We start from the raw sequence: 16952 nt of genomic DNA, 5'->3' as shown, positions 1-16952 counted from the left end.
TTGCAGGATGCGTGATGCAGCGATTGCGCAGCCGAGTCAACATTCACTCTCACGCGCGTGAATATTTAATCCGGCAGCGCATTCGCCGCTCCGCACGCGAGAGCGAACGGCGTGCGCCGGTGGGTTTCAGAGCCTGCGCAGCGCCTGGGCCGGCCGCACCGACAGCACGGGAAGCGATCCGAGCAGTCCGATGCCGAGCGTCAGGAGTGCGCCGAGGCCCAGCGTCGCGCCGACAATGGTCCAGTCGGGCGCCCAGCCGAATTCGAACACGCCGGTGATGACGTACCACGCCGCCAGTCCGCCCAGCCCCAGCGCCAGTGCCGCGAGGGTCAGGGCAAGCAGTGCATATTCGAGCGCCTGTGCCGCGAGGATCTGTCGCCGCGTCGCGCCCAGGGTCTTGAGGATGACGCTGTCATAGCTGCGCGCCTGGCGTGACGCGGCGATCGCGCCGACCAGCACCGCGATGCCGGCCAGGATTGTGACCGATGCCGAGAGCAGGATGGCGGTCGCCATCTGGTCGAGGATCGTGCGCACCTGTCCGACCACCTCGCTCACCGCGATGATCGAGGCCGAGGGGAAGGCGCCGAGCAATGCGCGCGACACCTTGCCTTCGTTCTTCGGCTCCATGTCGATCGTCGCGGTCAGGCTGTGCGGTGCGGCGGCGAGCGTGTTGGGCGAGAAGACGAGGATATAGTTGAACCCCATCGTGTCCCAATTGACCTGCCGCAGCGACGCGATCTTCGCGGTGATCTCGCGGCCGAGGATGCTGACGGTCATCGTGTCGCCGACGCCGAGCTTGAGGAGCGTCGCGGCCTCGCGGTCGAGCGAGACGAGCGGCGGCCCGGCATAGTCCTTGGGCCACCATTGCCCGGCGACCAGTTCGCTGCCCTCTGGCAGCATGGCGGAGTAGGTCACACCACGCTCGCCGCGCAGGAACCACGCACCTTCGGGCAGAGTCTTCAGGTCGGCGACGCGCGTATTGCCATAAGCCGTGATCGTCCCGCGCAGCGAGGGCACGATGTTGAGCTTCGCCTCGGGTGCCTCGCGCTTCACCAGCGCGGAGAACGCGTCGCGCGATTCGGACGGGATATCGAGCACGAACTGGCTGGGTGCGCGTTGCGGGACGGCGCGCTCGATCTCGGCATCCAGACTGGTCTGAATCGCGGCGAGCGTGACGAACAATGTCAGCGCAAGCCCGAGGGCAATCACCAGCGCCACGGTCTGCGCGCCGGGACGATGCAGGTTGGACAGGGCGAGACGCAGCAGCGGTCGGCGCGGGCGCGGCAACCTGGCCGACAACCGCCGGATCAGCGCGCCGATGCCGAGCAGGATCAGCAGCACCAGCGCGACCGCGCCGAGCACGGCGGCGGCGAAGATCGGCTCACGCGCGGTGACCAGCGCCAGCGTCACGACCAGCGCGCCAGCGAGGGCGACGAGCAGCGTGCTGCGCCGGTCGATGCGGCGCGATTCCTCCACCCCGCTGCGCAGCTGCGCCGCGGCGGGATGGGTACGCGCCCGGGCGAGCGGCGGCATGGCAAAGGCGAAAGCGATCAGCAGGCCATAGGCGGCGCTGGTCAGCAGCGGCAGCGGATAGACCGCAAAGCCCGGCGCGACCGGCAGCAGGTCCCCCGCCAGCGCGACGAACGCGATCGGCAACACCGCGCCGACCACCAGCCCTGCGCCCACTGCCAGCGCCGACGCGGCAGCGATCTGGAGCAGGTAGATGCGGCTGATATCGGCCGAGGTCGCGCCAAGGATCTTGAACGTCGCGATCCCGCCGCGCTTCTGTCCGAGATAGGAGGCGACGCCGTTGCTGACCCCGATCCCGGCGATGACCAAAGCGGCGAGGCCGATCAGCGACAGAAACTGCCCCATGCGTTCGAAAAAGCGCACGGCACCTGGCGCGGCACGGTCGCGCGTCTTGTATTCGAAGCCGGCGGTGGCGAAGCGCTGCTTGAGCCCGTCGACCGCGTCCTCCGGTGTCACGCCGGGGTTCAGGCGAACGCGATACTTGGTTTCATACAGCGCGCCCGGTTGCAGCAGGCCGGTGCGCTTCATCCCGTCGAGCGACACAATCGCGACCGGGCCGAGCGTGAACCCCTCCCCCACCCGGTCGGGCTCGTCGGCGATCAGCCCGACGATACGGAAATCGACGTCGCCATAGCGCACCCGGTCGCCAGTCTTGAGCAGCAGCCGCTCCGACAGCGCCCGGCCGATCAGGATGGCGTCGGGCGCGAGCGGGGCATAGCGCCCCTGCTCCAGCGTCAGGCTGCCATACAGCGGATAGCGGGCATCGACGCCCTTGAGTTCGGTCAGCACCGCATCCGGCGCGCCCGCGATCGGGGTCGTGCGCCGCGCCATTGCGCGGGTTCGGATCGTGTCGCTGACCGTGCCGAGTGCAGTGAACGCCGCGCGCTCCTGCGCCGATGCCTGGCGCTGGGTCATCCCGACCTCGACATCGCCGCCGAGCAGAATTTGCCCCCGCGCCGAAATCTCGCCGGTGATCGACGCGGTCAGGCTGCCGATCGTCGCCAGCGTCGCGACGCCGAGAAACAGGCAGACGAGCAGCAGCCGCAGCCCGCGAAACCCGGCATGCAGGTCGCGCCGCGCGATGCTCCACGCTTTGCCCCAGCCCAGCGCACTCATGCAGCGCTGTCCGCGACGATATGCCCGTCGCGCATCGTCAGCACGCGGTCGCACCGGCTGGCGAGCGCAGGATCATGGGTGATGATCAGCAGCGTCGCGCCCGCCGCGCGCTGGCGGTCGAACAACAGGTCGACGATGACCCCGCTGGTCGCGCCGTCGAGATTGCCGGTCGGTTCGTCGGCGAAGATGATCTCCGGCCGCCCCGCCACCGCGCGCGCAATGGCGACGCGCTGCTGCTCGCCGCCCGACAGCTGCACCGGATAATGGGTGAGGCGATGGCCGAGGCCGACCGCCTCAAGCTCCGTCGCGGCACGCGCAAAGGCATCGTCCGCTCCGGCCAGCTCGAGTGGCACGGCGACATTTTCCAGCGCGGTCATCGTCGGCAGCAGGTGAAATGCCTGAAGCACGATCCCGACCCGCCCCCGCCGGGCGCGCGCGAGGCCGTCCTCGTCCAGCGTGTCATAGGCGATGCCCGCGACGCTCACGCTGCCCCCGCTGGCCTGTTCCAGCCCCGACAGGATCGCCATCAGCGACGATTTGCCCGACCCCGACGGGCCGAGGATCGCGACGCTGCTCCCGCGCGCGATATCGACATCGATGCCCTTCAAAATTTCGGTCGGCGCCTCGCGCGTTCCAAGCGTCAGGGTGACATTGCGCGCGCGGATTGCGATATCCGCCACCGGTTCGATCGACATAGGTGGAGATGACGTCCTTGATCAGAAAGCTTGCCCCATATGCGGGCGCAATGTTGCTCCTCCAAGGCCTTGCCGCCTGTTCGGGCGAAAATGATTCGGCGAACCAGTCGCTGGCCACCTCACCGACCCCTGCGGGGGCTGCCAGCGCGGGTGCGGAGCAGGCCGACACGCGGCTGGTCGTTGCCTTTGGCGACAGCCTGTACGCCGGCTATGGCGTGCTGCCGCAGGAGAGTTTCCCGGCCCAGCTCGAACAAGCGCTCACCGCGCGCGGGATCGCCGCGCGCGTGCACAATGCCGGCGTATCGGGCGACACGAGCGCGGCGGGGCTGCGCCGCCTCGGCTTCACCCTCGACGGGCTCGACCGCAAGCCGGATCTGGTGATGGTCAATCTGGGCGGCAACGACATGCTGCGCGGGATCGACCCGGCAGAGACGCGCGCGAACCTGACCGCGATCTGCGAGGAACTGAAAAAGCGCGGCATCCCGATCATGCTGACCGGCATGATCGCCGCGCCGAACATGGGCCGCGACTATGCCGACGCGTTCAACGCCATCTATGGCGATCTGGCCAAGCGCTATGACGCGGTGCTCTACCCGTTCTTCCTCGACGGGGTGGTGACCGACCCGGCGCTGATGCTGCCCGACCGGATTCACCCCAATCCGAAGGGGCTGGAAAAGATCGTGGAGCGGGTCGTGCCGCTGGTCGCGGGGCCCCTGACACCGGATTCCTGACGCGCCGTCAGGCCGATTTTCGGACGATCAGATGCGGCGGCATCACGATGCTTTCAGTATCCTCGCCCGCCAGCCGCCGCATCAGCAGATCGACCATGGCAAAGGCACCGGCGCGAATATCCTGGCGCACGGTGGTCAATGCCGGCGTGGTATGCGCGGCAAGTGGCAAATCGTCGAACCCGACGACCCGGACCAGACCCGGACATTCGACGCCCATCGCACGCAATCGCGCAATGCTGGCGACGGCAAGCGTGTCGGTCGCCGCAAAGATGGCATCGCCCGGCGCGAAAGCGCGGTCGAGATTGGCCGCGACTTCAGCCTCGAGCCGATCGGTCGACAAATGGCTGGACAAGGCCGTGATGCCGACGCCCATGCGCTGCGCCACGTCGGCCGCCCCGGCAAAGCGCGCGTCGAACTCGACCGCGGTGACGTCACCCAGAAAATAGATATGGCGCGCGCCGCCCGCGATCAGGCGTTCCGCCGCCAGCCGACCACCCAGCCGGTTGTCGGACCCGACGACGCAATGGCGCTGCCCCTCGCGATGGTTGCCCCATACCACCATCGGGCGATAGCCGTCCGCGGCATCCTCGATCCGGTCGAACTGGTCGGACTGGCCGATCACCAGCACGCCGTCGATCATGCCGGAACCGATGAAGCGGTCGAGCCAGTCTTCATCGCGCTCGGGAATGACCCGGCGCAGCATCAGATCGTAGCCGCGTTCGGTCAGCGCATCGGCAAGATGCCCGAGCAATGTCATGAAGAACGCGTCCGAAATCTGCTGGCGCTGGTCATGGCCCAGCGGGATGGCGATGCCGATCACGCCGGTCTTTTGCCGCCGCAGTCCGCTTGCCATCTGATTGGGCCGAAAGCCGTGTTCGCGGGCGAGCGCGACAATGCGGGCTCGCGTCTCGGCATTGACCAGGCTGTTGCCCGCCAATGCCCGGCTAACGGTGCCCGCCGAGACCCCCGCAATCCGCGCAAGATCACTGAGCGTTCGGACGATGATGCGGGGTTCAGAGTCTTGCCGGTCAGTCACATGAGGCCACTAGCACGCCATCGTCACGCGGGAACAGAGGGCGCATCGGCGACCGGCGCGACCCCCTGCGGTCGCCCGCCTGCCCGGACAAACAGCGTTGCGACTGCGCCGATCAGCATCAGCCCGCCTGCCAGCAGCAAGGCATTGCGCGGGTCGCCCGACAGCAGCGGCTGGTACAGGAACGGCATTGTCAGCGTTTCGATCAGCATCGGAATGACGATGAACATGTTGAAGATGCCCATATAGATCCCCGTCCGCGCCGGCGGGATCGCCTCGGCAAGCATGACATAGGTGTTCCCCATCATCCCGGCCCAGCCGATGCCGATGCCGACCATCGCGACGAACAGTCCGATCTTGCTGTCGATCCCCGGTATCGCCAGCATCGCGATCCCCGACGCGGCGAGGCAGACGGCATGGACCGAACGCGCACCCAGCCGCCGCACAACCGGAATGAGCACCAGCGCGGAAGCAAAAGCGATGAGATTGTAGAAGGCGCCGATCTGCTGCGCGGTCAGCGTCGCTTCACGGAACGCGGCACTTTTGGGATCGGTGGTGTCGTAGAGCGAACGCCCGACCGCGAACGCGATATACTGCCAATAGACGAACATGGCATACCATTGGCACAGCATCGCGAGGGCAAGCTGGCGCATCGGACGCGGCATTTCCCGGATCGCGGTGGCAATATCCGACAGCGCCGAACGCGCCGACAGCGGACGCGCGGTCAGCTCCGCCTGCTCGGCGTCGGTCAGCGGCAGCTCGCGCACGCGCCACACCGACCAGACGATCGTGCTGATCGACAGGATACCGCCGATGATGAAGGCGAGGCGCACGACCACCGGGATGCCGTTGTCATCAAGGACGTCGCGCCCGGCAAACACGGTCAGCAGCGTGGGCGCCATGTAGCTGAGCGTCTGGGCCAGCCCGGTAAACGCACTCTGGGTCAGAAATCCGATCGGCCGCTGATCCGGCGCGAGCCGATCGGACACGTACGCGCGATACGGCTCCATCGTGATGTTGTTGCCCGCGTCGAGAATCCACAGCAGCGATGCTGCGGCCCACAAGGTCGGCGAATAGGGCATCGCGAACAGGGCGAGCGAGCAGATGATCGCACCGATCAGAAAATAGGGCGTGCGCCGTCCCAGTCGCGACGCCGTTCGGTCGCTTAATGCGCCGACGATCGGCTGGACGATCAGTCCGGTCATCGGGCCGGCCAGCCACAGCAGCGGCATCGTCGCCTCGTCCGCACCGAGGAAGCCGTAGATCGGCCCCATATTCGCCTGCTGCAACCCGAAGCTGAACTGCAGGCCGAAAAAGCCGATGTTCATTTCGATGATTCGCAACAGCGACAGGCGCGGTTTGGCGGCATTTTGCATCGACAGGACCCTCTCAACCGCCGCTTTGCATCGGCGTTCGGCGATGTGGTGACACCATTTTCGCCGAATTGCAATCGTTTGCAACTCCGCTGTTGCAATCGTTTGCAGCGGAGCTATCTCTAGCGCGAATCGCGCATTCGACGCGAGCCAGCTGAAGGAGTGGATCGTCATGAAGACTCGTCACGCATTGATCGCCAGCGTCGCATTCTGTGCGCTGGCTACGCCGGCGTTCGCGCAGGACGCGACCGCGCCGGACGCCGACACGGTGCCCGCAGCCGAGACGGAAATCGTCATCACTGCGGTCGCGCGCGGTCAGAATGTGCTCGACAGTTCGGTGTCGGTCAGCGCGATCGGCGGCGAAGATCTGGTCGATCTGGCACCGCGTTCCTCGGCCGAACTGATCCGCCAAATCCCGGGCATCCGTTCGGAAAGCTCAGGCGGCGAGGGCAATGCGAATATCGCGGTGCGCGGCCTCCCCGTGGCATCGGGCGGTGCCAAGTTCCTGCAGTTGCAGGAAGACGGCCTGCCGATCCTCGAATTCGGCGACATCACCTTTGGCAATGCCGACATCTTCCTGCGCACCGACAACAACATTGCGCGCGTCGAAGCCGTGCGCGGCGGCTCGGCATCGACCTTCGCCTCGAATTCGCCGGGCGGCGTCATCAACTTCATCTCCAAGACCGGCGAGCGGGAGGGCGGTTCGATCGGGCTGACCAGCGGCCTCAACTATCGCGAATATCGGCTTGATTTCGATTATGGCGGTCGCCTGGATGCCGACACGACCTTCCATGTCGGCGGGTTCGGCCATATCGGCGACGGTCCGCGCGACGTCGGCTATGACGGTGCCCGCGGCGGCCAGATCAAGGCCAACATCACCCGCAAGTTCGACAGCGGCTATGTCCGGCTGTACGCTAAATATCTGAACGACCACTCGGTCGGCTATCTGCCCAACCCGGTGCGGGTCACCGGCACCGACGCCAATCCGACCTATTCGAGCATCGCGAACTTCTCGATCAACACGGCGTCGCTGCATTCGCGCTATTTCGAGCCGATCACGACGCTCAACCAGAATAATCAGGTTCAGACCTTCAACATCGACGAAGGCATGCACCCGAAGGTCGCTGCGCTCGGGTTCGAGGCCGAGTTCGAGGTCGGCGGCTTCACCGTCACCAACCGGTTCCGCTATTCGGACATCAGCGGCGCGTTCGTCTCGCCCTTCCCCGCCAGCGTGACCGGCGCGCAAGCAGCCGCTGACGCGATCGGCGGCGCGAACGCACAGCTTTTCTATGCCAGCGGCCCGAATGCCGGGCAGCGCGTGACGAGCCCGTCAACGCTGGGCGGCAACGGGCTTGTTGCGAACATCGTGACCTTCAACACCCGGCTCAACAGCCTCGACAATCTGACGAACGACCTGCGCGCGACGCGCGATTTCGATGTGGGCGGGGGCAAGGCGACACTGACCGCCGGCTTCTATTACGCGACACAGGAAATCGACACCGCCTGGCTGTGGACGTCGCACCTGATGAGCGTGCAGGGCAATGGCGAAGCGGTGCTGCTCGACGTGCGCAATGCCGCTGGCGTCGCCCAGACCCAGAATGGCACGGTGGGGTACAGCGCCAGCTTCTTCGGCAATTGCTGCCGCCGCGCCTATGACCTCGACTACACCACCAAGGCGCCATTCGCCTCGCTTGGCCTGAAGTTCGGCGGCCTGTCGCTCGACGGCAGCATCCGGTGGGACTTCTCCGACGCGCGCGGCCGCACATTTGGCGATGGTGCAGTCACGACCCGCGACATCAACGGCAACGGGTCGATCAACCCGTCGGAAACGCTGGTCAGCGTTCTTCCGACCACGGGCGCTGCACTGGTCGATTACGGGACCGACTATGTCTCCTATTCGTTCGGCGCGAACTATCTGATCACCGACGCGCTGTCCGTCTTTGGTCGCTATAGCCGGGGCGGCCGCGCCAATGCCGATCGCATCCTGTTCAACGCCAACAACGTCAACCCGGCAACCGGCGCCCTGCTCAACGCGGCCGTCGCGGTGGACTTTGTGAAGCAGGCAGAGATCGGGGTGAAGTACCGGGCGAACGGCGTGTCATTCTATGCCACGGTATTCGACGCGCGCACCGAGGAAGAGAATTACGAAGCGACCACCCAGACGGTATTCAGCCGCTCCTACAAGGCGCGCGGCGTCGAACTGGAAGCTGGCTATCGTACCGGTCCCTTCTCGCTCTCGGCAGGCGCGACCTATACCGATGCCAGCATTTCGCGGGACAATATCAGCCCGGCCAATGTCGGTAACACACCGCGCCGCCAGGCCGACTGGATTTACCAGGCGACCGCTTCCTATGATGCGAAGCAGTTCGGCCTGGGCGTCAGCGCGGTCGGCACGTCGGACAGCTATGCCCAGGATGGCAACCAGCTGGTCCTGCCGGGCTTCACCGTGGTCAACGCATTCGTCAACTTCCGGCCGCTCGAGCGGATTACGCTGTCGCTGAACGCCAACAACCTGTTCGACACGATCGGCCTGACCGAGGCCGAGGAAGGCAGCATCCCGGCCAACGGCATCGTCCGCGCGCGCTCGATCAACGGCCGCACGGTTTCGGCTTCGGTCCGCTTCGACTTCTGATCTCTCCCGGCCCGGTCCTGAACTGGACCGGGCCACCCGGATCCCATCTGCAAAGGAACATGATGACCAGCCCCTGGACTTCGGCCCATGTTGCCGCGATCGACCGCGACAAGGCCGCGATCGTGCCCGCATTCGCCGATGCGCCCCGCCCCTTGGGCGGCAGCGATCTGTATTATTGGGACATGTGGCCGGTCCAGAACCCCGATGGCACGATCGCGTCGATCGCGGGACGTCACCTGTGGATGGCGCTGACTGCCCCCGACCGCGGCGACCCGGCAGCACGTCATTTCGAAGCCCGGATTCGCTGGCTCGAGCAGGTTGACGGCAGTTGGGTCGATCGCGGCGCGGTACTTCCCCCCGCCGCCGTCCCCTATGAACGCGAATGGGCAGGCTCTGCGCTGCTCGACGAGGGGCGGGTCACGCTGTTCTTCACCGGCGCCGGATCGGCGCAGCGTGCCGGCGGCTATCAGCAAATGCTGTTCGAGGCGCATGGCGCGGTTGCGGCGGACGGGTCGATCGGCAACTGGACCGTGCCGACCCCGTCGATCCGCACCCTGATACCCGAATATTGCCCCGCCGATGCGCATGAAGGCGAACCCGGACGGATCAAGGCGTTTCGCGACCCGGCCTTTTTCCGCGACCCTGCAGACGGGGCCGATTATCTGGTCTTCACCGCATCGCTCGCGGCAACGACATCGGATTACAATGGCGCGGTCGGTCTGGCGCGGCGCACGTCGCAAGGCTGGGCGCTGCTCCCCCCGATCGTGCATGCCGACAATGTGAACAACGAGTTGGAACGCGCGCATATCGTGGCCCGTGACGGCCGCTATTATCTGTTCTGGGTGACGCAGCACTCGACCTTTTCGCCCGACGTTGCGGCCGGGCCAACGGGCCTGTACGGCATGGTCGCCGACGGGATCGCCGGCCCCTGGCGTCCATTGAACGGGAGCGGACTGGTGATTGCCAACCCCGATGCCGATCCCTTTTGCTGCTACAGCTGGTTCGTGAGCGCCGAAGGCGTCACGGCAGGTTTTGTCGATGCACCGGGCGGACACGGCTTTGTCGGCGCCCCCGCCCCGCTGCTTCAGCTTGTGTTCGACGGCGACAGCGTGGGATTGAGCGCGGTGGCGCTGGCGTGATGCTTGGCGCGATCGAGGCAGGCGGAACCAAGTTCGTCCTCGCGATCGGGTCGGCACCCGACGCGATTGTCGCGCGCACATCGATTCCGACGCGCGATCCGGAAAGCACCGTTGCTACCGCGCTCGCATGGTTCGCAACCCAACCGCCGATCGAGGCGCTGGGCCTTGGCACCTTCGGCCCGGTCGGCCTCGACAGCACGCGTGCCGACTGGGGCCATATCCTGTCGACCCCCAAGGAGGGCTGGAGCGGGTTCGACCTCGCCGGATCGCTTGGCCGCGCGTTGCGCGTACCCGTCGCCGTCGAAACCGACGTCAACGCGGCGGCGGTCGCCGAAGCCAGACTCGGCGCGGGACGCGGCGGCGGCTCGCTCGCCTATATGACGGTCGGTACCGGCATTGGCGTCGGGCTTGTGCTCGACGGCCGCTGTGTCCACGGCGCGGCCCATCCGGAGATGGGGCATTATTATCCGCGTCGTCCAATGGGCGACACCGATCCCGGAAATTGTCCATTTCACGGCGACTGTCTGGAGGGGCTGGCAAGCGGGCCGGCGATCTTGAAGCGCTGGGGCGCGACGCTGTCCGATCTTGCCGCCGATCACCCCGCGCACGGGCTCGTTGCGGGCTATCTGGCGCAGGCCTGCCATAGCCTGTTTGCGATGACTGCGGTCGAGACGGTCGTGATCGGTGGCGGGGTGCTCGCCACGCCCGGGCTGCTCCCCGCCATCTCCGATGCCACGCAGGCGCTCGACGCCGGCTATCTGCCGGGCGGTCAGCGGCATCGCGTCTGCGCTCCGGCGCTGGGCGATGCATCGGGTATCACGGGAGCGATGTTGCTGGCAGCGCAGGCGCGCGGCCGAGCGTGATGCAGTCGCCCATGGCCGGGCCGTGCAGCCCGGCTGGAACGACGCGGGTCAGCCTGCCCGCGCCAGCGCGCTGGCGAGTTCGGGCAGCGAAAACGGCTTGGCAAGCAGCGGCAGTTCAGGGTTCAGCTCGGCATCCTCGGCATAGCCCGAAATGATCAGGATGCGCAGGTCCGGAAGCAACTGGCGCGCGACCCGCGCCAGCTCGGTCCCGGTCATTGCCGGCATCAGATGGTCCGTCACCAGCAGGTCAGGCCAGTTGCCGTCATGGATCACCGCAAGCGCATCGGACGCGGACGCAACCGACGTGACCGCATAGCCAAGGTCGAGCAGCATCTGTGCAGTCACGTCGCGCACCGCTTCCTCGTCATCGACCAGCAGCACGCGCTCGCCCTGGCGGCGCGGGGTCAGTTCTGCGACTGTCTGGATCCGCGCCGCCACGGCGTCGCTGCGCGGCAGCCACAGCGCGATCCGCGTGCCCGCGCCTGGCGCGCTGTCGATCGTCAGCGCACCGCCGAGCTGCGCCGCCAGCCCGTGCGCCATCGACAGGCCCAGGCCGGTGCCCTTGCCGATCCCCTTGGTCGAAAAAAATGGCTCGACTGCCCTGCGGCGGGTTTCGGCATCCATCCCGATCCCGGTATCGGCCACCTCCATGCGCACATAGCGCCCGGGCGCCACGCCGCGGTCGTCGCCGTCCGCGACCGTGGCCGCATCGATGGCAATGCGCAGCACCCCGCCATCGGGCATCGCGTCGCGTGCATTGACGCTGAGGTTGAGCAGCGCGAGTTCCAGCTGATTGGGGTCGGCAAGCGCCGCCGGCAGCTCGGGTTCGATTTCCAGATCGACGCGCACGCGCGGACCCGCAGTGCTGCGGATCAGATCGATCATCCCCGTCGCCAGTTCGGACAGGTTGACCGGGATCGCCTGGAGCGGCTGACGCCGGGCAAAGGACAGCAAGCGGTGGACCAGCGTACGCGCGCGCTCGGCGGCCTGCAACGCGCCGGCGATCAGCCGCCGATCCCGCGCATCGCCGACTTCCTTCTGGTTCAGCCGGTCGAGCGCGCCCATGATCGGGGTGAGCAGGTTGTTGAAGTCATGCGCCACGCCGCCGGTCAGCTGGCCCATCGCTTCGATCTTCTGGGACTGGCGCAACGCTTCTTCTGCGACCACCTGGTTGGTCATGTTGCGGCTCGCGCCGATCAGCTTGACGACACGTCCGTCCGGACCGGTCAGCGGGACGAGCGTGGTGTCCCAATATTGCGTCGTGCCGCGCAGCTTGTGCACCTCGCGGAACGCCGCAGTTGTGCCGCTCGCCACCACCTCGCGATAATGGGCGATCACCGTCTCGGCGATGCGCGGCGGGAGCACCGCGTCGACGCGGCGGCCCAGCACTTCGCTGCGCTTCATGCCCACGCCGCGCTCATGCGCCGCGTTGATCTGATCGACGATGAACGCACCGTCCTCGGTCACCGCGATTTCGAACAGCGAGTCCGGGGTATTCTCGAAATAGGCGCGATAAAGCGCGGCGACCTCGCGCTTTTCATCCTCGGCCTGCTGCAGCGCGCGAGTCCGCGCTTCGACCCGGCGTTCGAGTTCGGCGTTGAGTTCGCGCAACTCCGTTTCGGCGACGGTACGCTCGATCACGAACCGGATCCGTTCGGCGAGTTCCTCCATGAATTCGATCTCGTCCGCAGTCCATTGCCGCGGCTCACGATCGTTGAGATAGACGATGGTGCGCAGCTGGCCGGCGCGCAGGAACGGAACGACCAGGATCGCGCGCGTATCCACCGCCCGCGCGGTGGCGCGGGTCGCCGCATCGGTCACCAGATCGGAATCGAGCAGATCGGCGATCGCGACCGTCGCGCCGGCATGCAGCTGGGCCACGATCCGCGGACCGAATGCAGCAGCCGGGTGCCGCCCGACCAGCACGGGAACGCTGCCGTCGGTCCAGCAGACGCGATAGTCGAACAGTGTCGCGCTCGAATCGAGGTCGCCCATCCCGGTCCGGCTCACCCCGAAATGCGCCCCGAGCAGCGCGGCAACCTCTTCCAGCGCGTCTTCGGCATCGCGACGGCGCAGGATATCGGCGACCGTCACGCGCAGCGCGCTGCGGCTCTCGCGAAGCGCAGCCCGCGCGACCAGCCGCTCGATCCGTGCTGCGCCAAGCGCCAGCATCAGGATCAGCAGCGTGAGCGCACCGATCGCGATCGCAAGATAGCCCTGCCCGTCACCCCCAGCCGCGACCGGCGCGCCATGGTCGGCCGGCACGGTGAAGATCGCGGCCTGCATCCCGGCATAGTGCATCCCCGCAATCGCGGCGCCCATGACTGAGGCCGCAGCGAGCTGGCTCCACCCACGCTGCTCACGCAGTGCCAGCGCGACGGCGGCGGTCGCCGCGCCGAGTGCGATCCCGATCGACACCAGCACCCACCGCCAGTCATAGCTGAGCTCCGCCGGCATCTGCATCGCGCGCATGCCGAGATAGTGCATCGCGACAATCCCGCCGCCGATCAGCGCCCCGGCCAGCGCGAAGCGCTGCCGCGTCGGTGCCGGCCGCGCGACCATCGCCAGCCCCGCCCCGACACACGCGATCACCAGGATCAGCGAGGCGAGCGTGATCGGACCGTCGAAGCCAACCGCCATCCCCGGTATCGCATAGGCCAGCATCGCGACGAAATGCATCGACCAGATGCCCCCGCCCAAGGCGAGGGCAGCGGCCGCCAGCCACCAGTTCTGGAGCTGCCCGCGCGCCGCGCGGACCCGTGCGCCGAGGCTGATCGCGGTATAGGCGCTGAAGACCGCGATGACGATCGACAGCGTGACCAGCACGGGGTCATGGGTACCGCTCATCACCATCGGCTGCCCGGCTCCACCTCCTGCACGCGCCCCTGCAGTGCGGGACTGGCCCGCCATGGTGTTGCGGAAACCGGCGGCAAGGTAAAGCGCAACCCGACGGCTCAATCCGGGTCGGGGCGCTCCAACGTGGCAAAATGGGCAATCAGCGCATCGGTTTGCGCCGCCCCTTCGCCATGGCCCCAGGGGCGGGACCAGCGGTGCACCGGCACCGACCGGGCTAGCGCGACGCAAGCGCCGAAATGGGCGCGCTCGGCCTCGGTCAGCGCCAGATACTGGCCACGATAGCTGTTTGCCATCAATGCCGCGACGGCTTCGCTCCCGCGCAGCCGGACAAAGCCGGGCGGCGCCAGCGCATCTGCCCGCTCGAGAATATAGATCGCAGCCAGCGGCACCGCCGAACGGGCAGCCTGCTCGGTCGGAACGACATATTTGTCGGCCTGCGCGCGCACCGGAGCCAGCGCCACGGGATCGATGCCCAATGCGGTGGCGGCTTCGCCCCACAGGCGCATCCGCGCGAACCCCGGCAGCGCCAGCGGCGTTCTCCCGTCATCGCCGCGCCCAATCGCGACGACATCGTCGGCAAGCAGATCGAACCCGGCCTGCACCAGCCGCGCCGCAAGCGTCGATTTGCCAGCGCCCGACGGGCCCAGCACCGCCAGCGCGCGGCCGTCACGCGCCAGCGCATTGGCATGGAGGACCAGCATCCCGCGCTGCTGGAGCAACAGGCCGATCGCGGTTCCGGTCAGGAACAGCCCAACCGCATCGGGATCCGCGCCTGCCCCGACCGCCACGTCGATCCGCTGCCCCCCACTGATCCGATAACGCGCCACGCTCGCCACGCTGAACAGCACCGCCTCGCCATCGCGGACGATCGCATCGGTCAGCGCGCGTGTCACCGGCAGGTCCGGCGCCCGCACGATCTGCACGTCAGGCGACAATGCCGGATCGCCCGGCGCAGCGCCATCCAGCGGAAGGTCGCTCGCGACCTCCAGCCCATAGAGTCGATAGCGCATCACCGCGCCCACGCACCGCGACCATGACGCCAGCGGTGCGCGTGGTGCCACACTGGCGTTCCGCCATGGCACGATGACGCGGTGCGGCGTTCTTGCACTTGTCCAGGTCGCTCTATAGCCCCTTCAAAATTCACGATTTCGGGCCAGACCGATTCGTGCGCTAACGGGGTGATTGCATGACGTCCAAGGGGTTTGGGAACGGTTCGGACAAATCGGCACGGCGCAGCTGGGTAACGCCGCGGGTCAACCGCATGCGCGCATCGGATGCCGCAGCCGGCGCAAACCCGGTGGTGCCCGAAGGTCCGATCGCGCTCGGCAGCTGAAGCACGCGCGCCGACCGCACGATGACCCTTGCTCCCTCGGCCGTGCTCAGCCGTTCCGCGACGCTGATCGAAGCGGAAGTGGATGACGAGCTGCTCGGCCTGCATATCGATTCCGGCCTGTGCTACGGGTTGAACGCGACGGCGGCGGCGATCTGGAACCGGATCGCCACGCCGCTTCGCTTCGACACGCTGGTCGACTGGCTGGTCGGCGAATTCTCGGTCGCGCATGATCAATGCGTGGTCGAGGCGTCGGCGCTGATTGCCGAGCTTGCCGCAGACGGGCTGATCCGGATCGACGGCGACCCCGCGCACTGATCCGCGCGATCGCCGTACCTGCGGGTCCCCCGCCTCACTCGCGCAGCGCCCGGTCGCTCAGGCGGGTGATCGGGGTCAGCAGATAGCTGAGGACGCTGCGCCGCTCGCCGAGCAGGCTGACCTCGGCCACCATGCCCGGTCCGACCGGCAGGGATTGGCCGGTCGCGCTTGCCAGCCGCTCCGACCGGGTCTGCACGCGCACCAGATAATAGATTTCCCCGGTGCGCTCGTCGGTGAGCGAATCGGGCGAAATAGTCACGACCCGCCCATCCAGCGTGCCATGCACCGCCTGGTCATAAGCGGTCAGCGCCACGCGCGCTGGCTGTTCGATCCGCACTCGGCCGATGTCCTGCGCGGCGATCCGCGCTTCGACCAGCAGACCACCGCCCGATGGCACCAGCTCAACCAGCGGCGCACCCGGCGCCACCGCGCTGCCCCGCGTCGTGACCAGCACCCGGTTGACCCGTCCGTCCAGCGGCGCGCGGACAACCGTCCGCTCGACCCGCCGCTGCAGCGCCGGCAGGCTGCGCTGCTGTGCTGACAGATCGGCCTGGGCGACGGCGAGCGCATCGGCCGCTGCCATGCGCCAGTCGCCCTGCACGCGGAGCTGCTCGGCCTGCGCCTGCACGACCGCAGCCTGCGCGCGGGCGATCGCCGCATCCGCTGCCGCGAGCTGGGCTGCCGCCGTGCTGGCGCGCGCCTCCGCCTGGATCAGCGCCAGCCGCGGCTCGAGCCCGCGCTCGACCAGCGGGCGCAGGATATCGAGTTCGGTTCGCGCCCCTTCGCGCGTCGCCAGCGCGGCGGCCCGCGCCGCCTGGGCCTCGACGACGGCACGGTCCGACTGGGCGATCCGGGCCCGCGCCACCGCCATCGCGCTCGACAGGTCGGCGACCCGCGCGGCATGCAGCTGGCGTTCGATCGCCACCTGGCGAACATAGTCTTCGTCGGGATCGACCGGGAAGCTCGGCGCCCGCCCCTCGACCTCGGCGCTGAGCCGGGCGATGCGCGCACGCAATGCCCCCTGTGTCGCCGCGCCGCTGCCAAGCTCCGCCGACCGCTCGGTCGGGTCGAGCTGGACCAGCGGCTGCCCGGCGCGCACCTGCTGACCCGAACGGATCAGGATCTGCGCGATCACGCCCCCCTCCAGGCTCGACAGCGTCTGCAGCTGCGCGCGCGGAACGACTCGCCCGGTACCGCGCACCGTCCGGTCGATCTGCGCCAGCGCCGCCCAGACGATCGCAAGCAGCGTAAAGCCGACCAGCCCCCATAAGAGCCAGCGCGTCGCCCGCGCGGGGGCGACATAGTCGATCAGGTCGTCGATCCGGGTGTCGCGCAT

At 67.6% G+C, this 16952-nt stretch carries 13 protein-coding genes; 6 read left to right on the top strand and 7 right to left on the bottom strand.

Annotated elements, in window-relative coordinates:
- Window positions 1-126 precede the first annotated feature (126 nt).
- Together J2Y54_RS00110 and J2Y54_RS00105 are read right to left on the bottom strand one after the other, a co-directional pair.
- Window positions 127-2646 carry an FtsX-like permease family protein gene (locus tag J2Y54_RS00110; protein WP_310035941.1) on the bottom strand — a complete coding sequence of 840 codons (2520 nt, stop codon included), beginning with the start codon at window positions 2644-2646 and terminating at the stop codon, window positions 127-129.
- The gene (locus tag J2Y54_RS00105) at window positions 2643-3341 is read right to left on the bottom strand and encodes an ATP-binding cassette domain-containing protein (RefSeq protein WP_310035940.1); all 699 of its coding nucleotides are present in this window, start codon (window positions 3339-3341) and stop codon (window positions 2643-2645) included. The genes J2Y54_RS00110 and J2Y54_RS00105 overlap by 4 nt, the downstream gene beginning before the upstream one ends.
- 50 nt (window positions 3342-3391) lie before the next feature.
- On the opposite strand from J2Y54_RS00105, the gene J2Y54_RS00100 reads away from it, so the two are divergent.
- Window positions 3392-4072 carry an arylesterase gene (locus J2Y54_RS00100; protein ID WP_310035939.1) on the top strand — a complete coding sequence of 227 codons (681 nt, stop codon included), beginning with the start codon at window positions 3392-3394 and terminating at the stop codon, window positions 4070-4072.
- Between the two features lie 7 nt (window positions 4073-4079).
- Here the strand turns inward: J2Y54_RS00100 and J2Y54_RS00095 are convergent, their stop codons facing one another.
- Both J2Y54_RS00095 and J2Y54_RS00090 read right to left on the bottom strand, forming a co-directional pair.
- Window positions 4080-5108: a LacI family DNA-binding transcriptional regulator gene (locus J2Y54_RS00095; RefSeq protein WP_310035937.1), complete on the bottom strand. Its 1029-nt coding sequence runs from the start codon at window positions 5106-5108 to the stop codon at window positions 4080-4082.
- 23 nt (window positions 5109-5131) lie between these two features.
- A complete protein-coding gene (locus J2Y54_RS00090; protein ID WP_310035935.1) occupies window positions 5132-6481 on the bottom strand; it encodes an MFS transporter in 1350 nt (449 codons plus the stop codon).
- 169 nt (window positions 6482-6650) lie between these two features.
- On the opposite strand from J2Y54_RS00090, the gene J2Y54_RS00085 reads away from it, so the two are divergent.
- The 3 genes from J2Y54_RS00085 to J2Y54_RS00075 all read left to right on the top strand — a co-directional run bounded on the left by J2Y54_RS00085 (window position 6651) and on the right by J2Y54_RS00075 (window position 11112).
- Complete coding sequence (locus J2Y54_RS00085; protein WP_310035934.1) at window positions 6651-9110, top strand: TonB-dependent receptor domain-containing protein; 2460 nt, start codon at window positions 6651-6653, stop codon at window positions 9108-9110.
- A gap of 62 nt (window positions 9111-9172) precedes the next feature.
- On the top strand, window positions 9173-10249 hold the full coding sequence (locus J2Y54_RS00080) for a glycoside hydrolase family 68 protein (protein ID WP_310035933.1): 1077 nt from the start codon (window positions 9173-9175) through the stop codon (window positions 10247-10249).
- On the top strand, window positions 10249-11112 hold the full coding sequence (locus J2Y54_RS00075) for an ROK family protein (RefSeq protein ID WP_310035930.1): 864 nt from the start codon (window positions 10249-10251) through the stop codon (window positions 11110-11112). Before J2Y54_RS00080 ends, J2Y54_RS00075 begins: the two co-directional genes overlap by 1 nt.
- 48 nt (window positions 11113-11160) lie before the next feature.
- Here the strand turns inward: J2Y54_RS00075 and J2Y54_RS00070 are convergent, their stop codons facing one another.
- Complete coding sequence (locus tag J2Y54_RS00070; protein WP_310035929.1) at window positions 11161-14070, bottom strand: MHYT domain-containing protein; 2910 nt, start codon at window positions 14068-14070, stop codon at window positions 11161-11163.
- Window positions 14067-14978, bottom strand: a complete 912-nt coding sequence (locus J2Y54_RS00065) for a hypothetical protein (protein ID WP_310035926.1) — start codon at window positions 14976-14978, stop codon at window positions 14067-14069. The genes J2Y54_RS00070 and J2Y54_RS00065 overlap by 4 nt, the downstream gene beginning before the upstream one ends.
- 176 nt (window positions 14979-15154) lie before the next feature.
- On the opposite strand from J2Y54_RS00065, the gene J2Y54_RS00060 reads away from it, so the two are divergent.
- Entirely contained in the window at window positions 15155-15301 is a 147-nt protein-coding gene (locus J2Y54_RS00060; RefSeq protein WP_310035925.1) for a hypothetical protein, read from the top strand.
- Between the two features lie 21 nt (window positions 15302-15322).
- Complete coding sequence (locus tag J2Y54_RS00055) at window positions 15323-15616, top strand: PqqD family protein (protein WP_310035923.1); 294 nt, start codon at window positions 15323-15325, stop codon at window positions 15614-15616.
- A 34-nt stretch (window positions 15617-15650) separates the two neighbouring features.
- On the opposite strand, the gene J2Y54_RS00050 is transcribed toward J2Y54_RS00055, so the two are convergent.
- Window positions 15651-16952, bottom strand: a complete 1302-nt coding sequence (locus tag J2Y54_RS00050; protein ID WP_310035922.1) for an HlyD family type I secretion periplasmic adaptor subunit — start codon at window positions 16950-16952, stop codon at window positions 15651-15653.

It is taken from the genome of Sphingomonas sp. BE123 (genome assembly GCF_031456015.1).
In the GTDB taxonomy this organism is placed as follows: domain Bacteria; phylum Pseudomonadota; class Alphaproteobacteria; order Sphingomonadales; family Sphingomonadaceae; genus Sphingomonas.
The sequence above is the reverse complement of the archived record's forward strand: the minus strand, read 5'-3'. Positions and strand labels throughout refer to the sequence as shown.

Bases quoted from the DNA above. Each gene is read 5' to 3' on its own strand.
- J2Y54_RS00085 (WP_310035934.1), top strand. From the start codon at position 6,651: ATGAAGACTCGTCACGCATTGATCGCCAGCGTCGCATTCTGTGCGCTG.
- J2Y54_RS00075 (WP_310035930.1), top strand. From the start codon at position 10,249: ATGCTTGGCGCGATCGAGGCAGGCGGAACCAAGTTCGTCCTCGCGATC.
- J2Y54_RS00060 (WP_310035925.1), top strand. From the start codon at position 15,155: ATGACGTCCAAGGGGTTTGGGAACGGTTCGGACAAATCGGCACGGCGC.
- J2Y54_RS00055 (WP_310035923.1), top strand. From the start codon at position 15,323: ATGACCCTTGCTCCCTCGGCCGTGCTCAGCCGTTCCGCGACGCTGATC.
- J2Y54_RS00090 (WP_310035935.1), bottom strand. From the start codon at position 6,481: ATGCAAAATGCCGCCAAACCGCGCCTGTCGCTGTTGCGAATCATCGAA.
- J2Y54_RS00105 (WP_310035940.1), bottom strand. From the start codon at position 3,341: ATGTCGATCGAACCGGTGGCGGATATCGCAATCCGCGCGCGCAATGTC.
- J2Y54_RS00050 (WP_310035922.1), bottom strand. From the start codon at position 16,952: ATGCGCGACACCCGGATCGACGACCTGATCGACTATGTCGCCCCCGCG.
- J2Y54_RS00080 (WP_310035933.1), top strand. From the start codon at position 9,173: ATGACCAGCCCCTGGACTTCGGCCCATGTTGCCGCGATCGACCGCGAC.
- J2Y54_RS00110 (WP_310035941.1), bottom strand. From the start codon at position 2,646: ATGAGTGCGCTGGGCTGGGGCAAAGCGTGGAGCATCGCGCGGCGCGAC.
- J2Y54_RS00065 (WP_310035926.1), bottom strand. From the start codon at position 14,978: ATGCGCTATCGACTCTATGGGCTGGAGGTCGCGAGCGACCTTCCGCTG.
- J2Y54_RS00100 (WP_310035939.1), top strand. From the start codon at position 3,392: ATGTTGCTCCTCCAAGGCCTTGCCGCCTGTTCGGGCGAAAATGATTCG.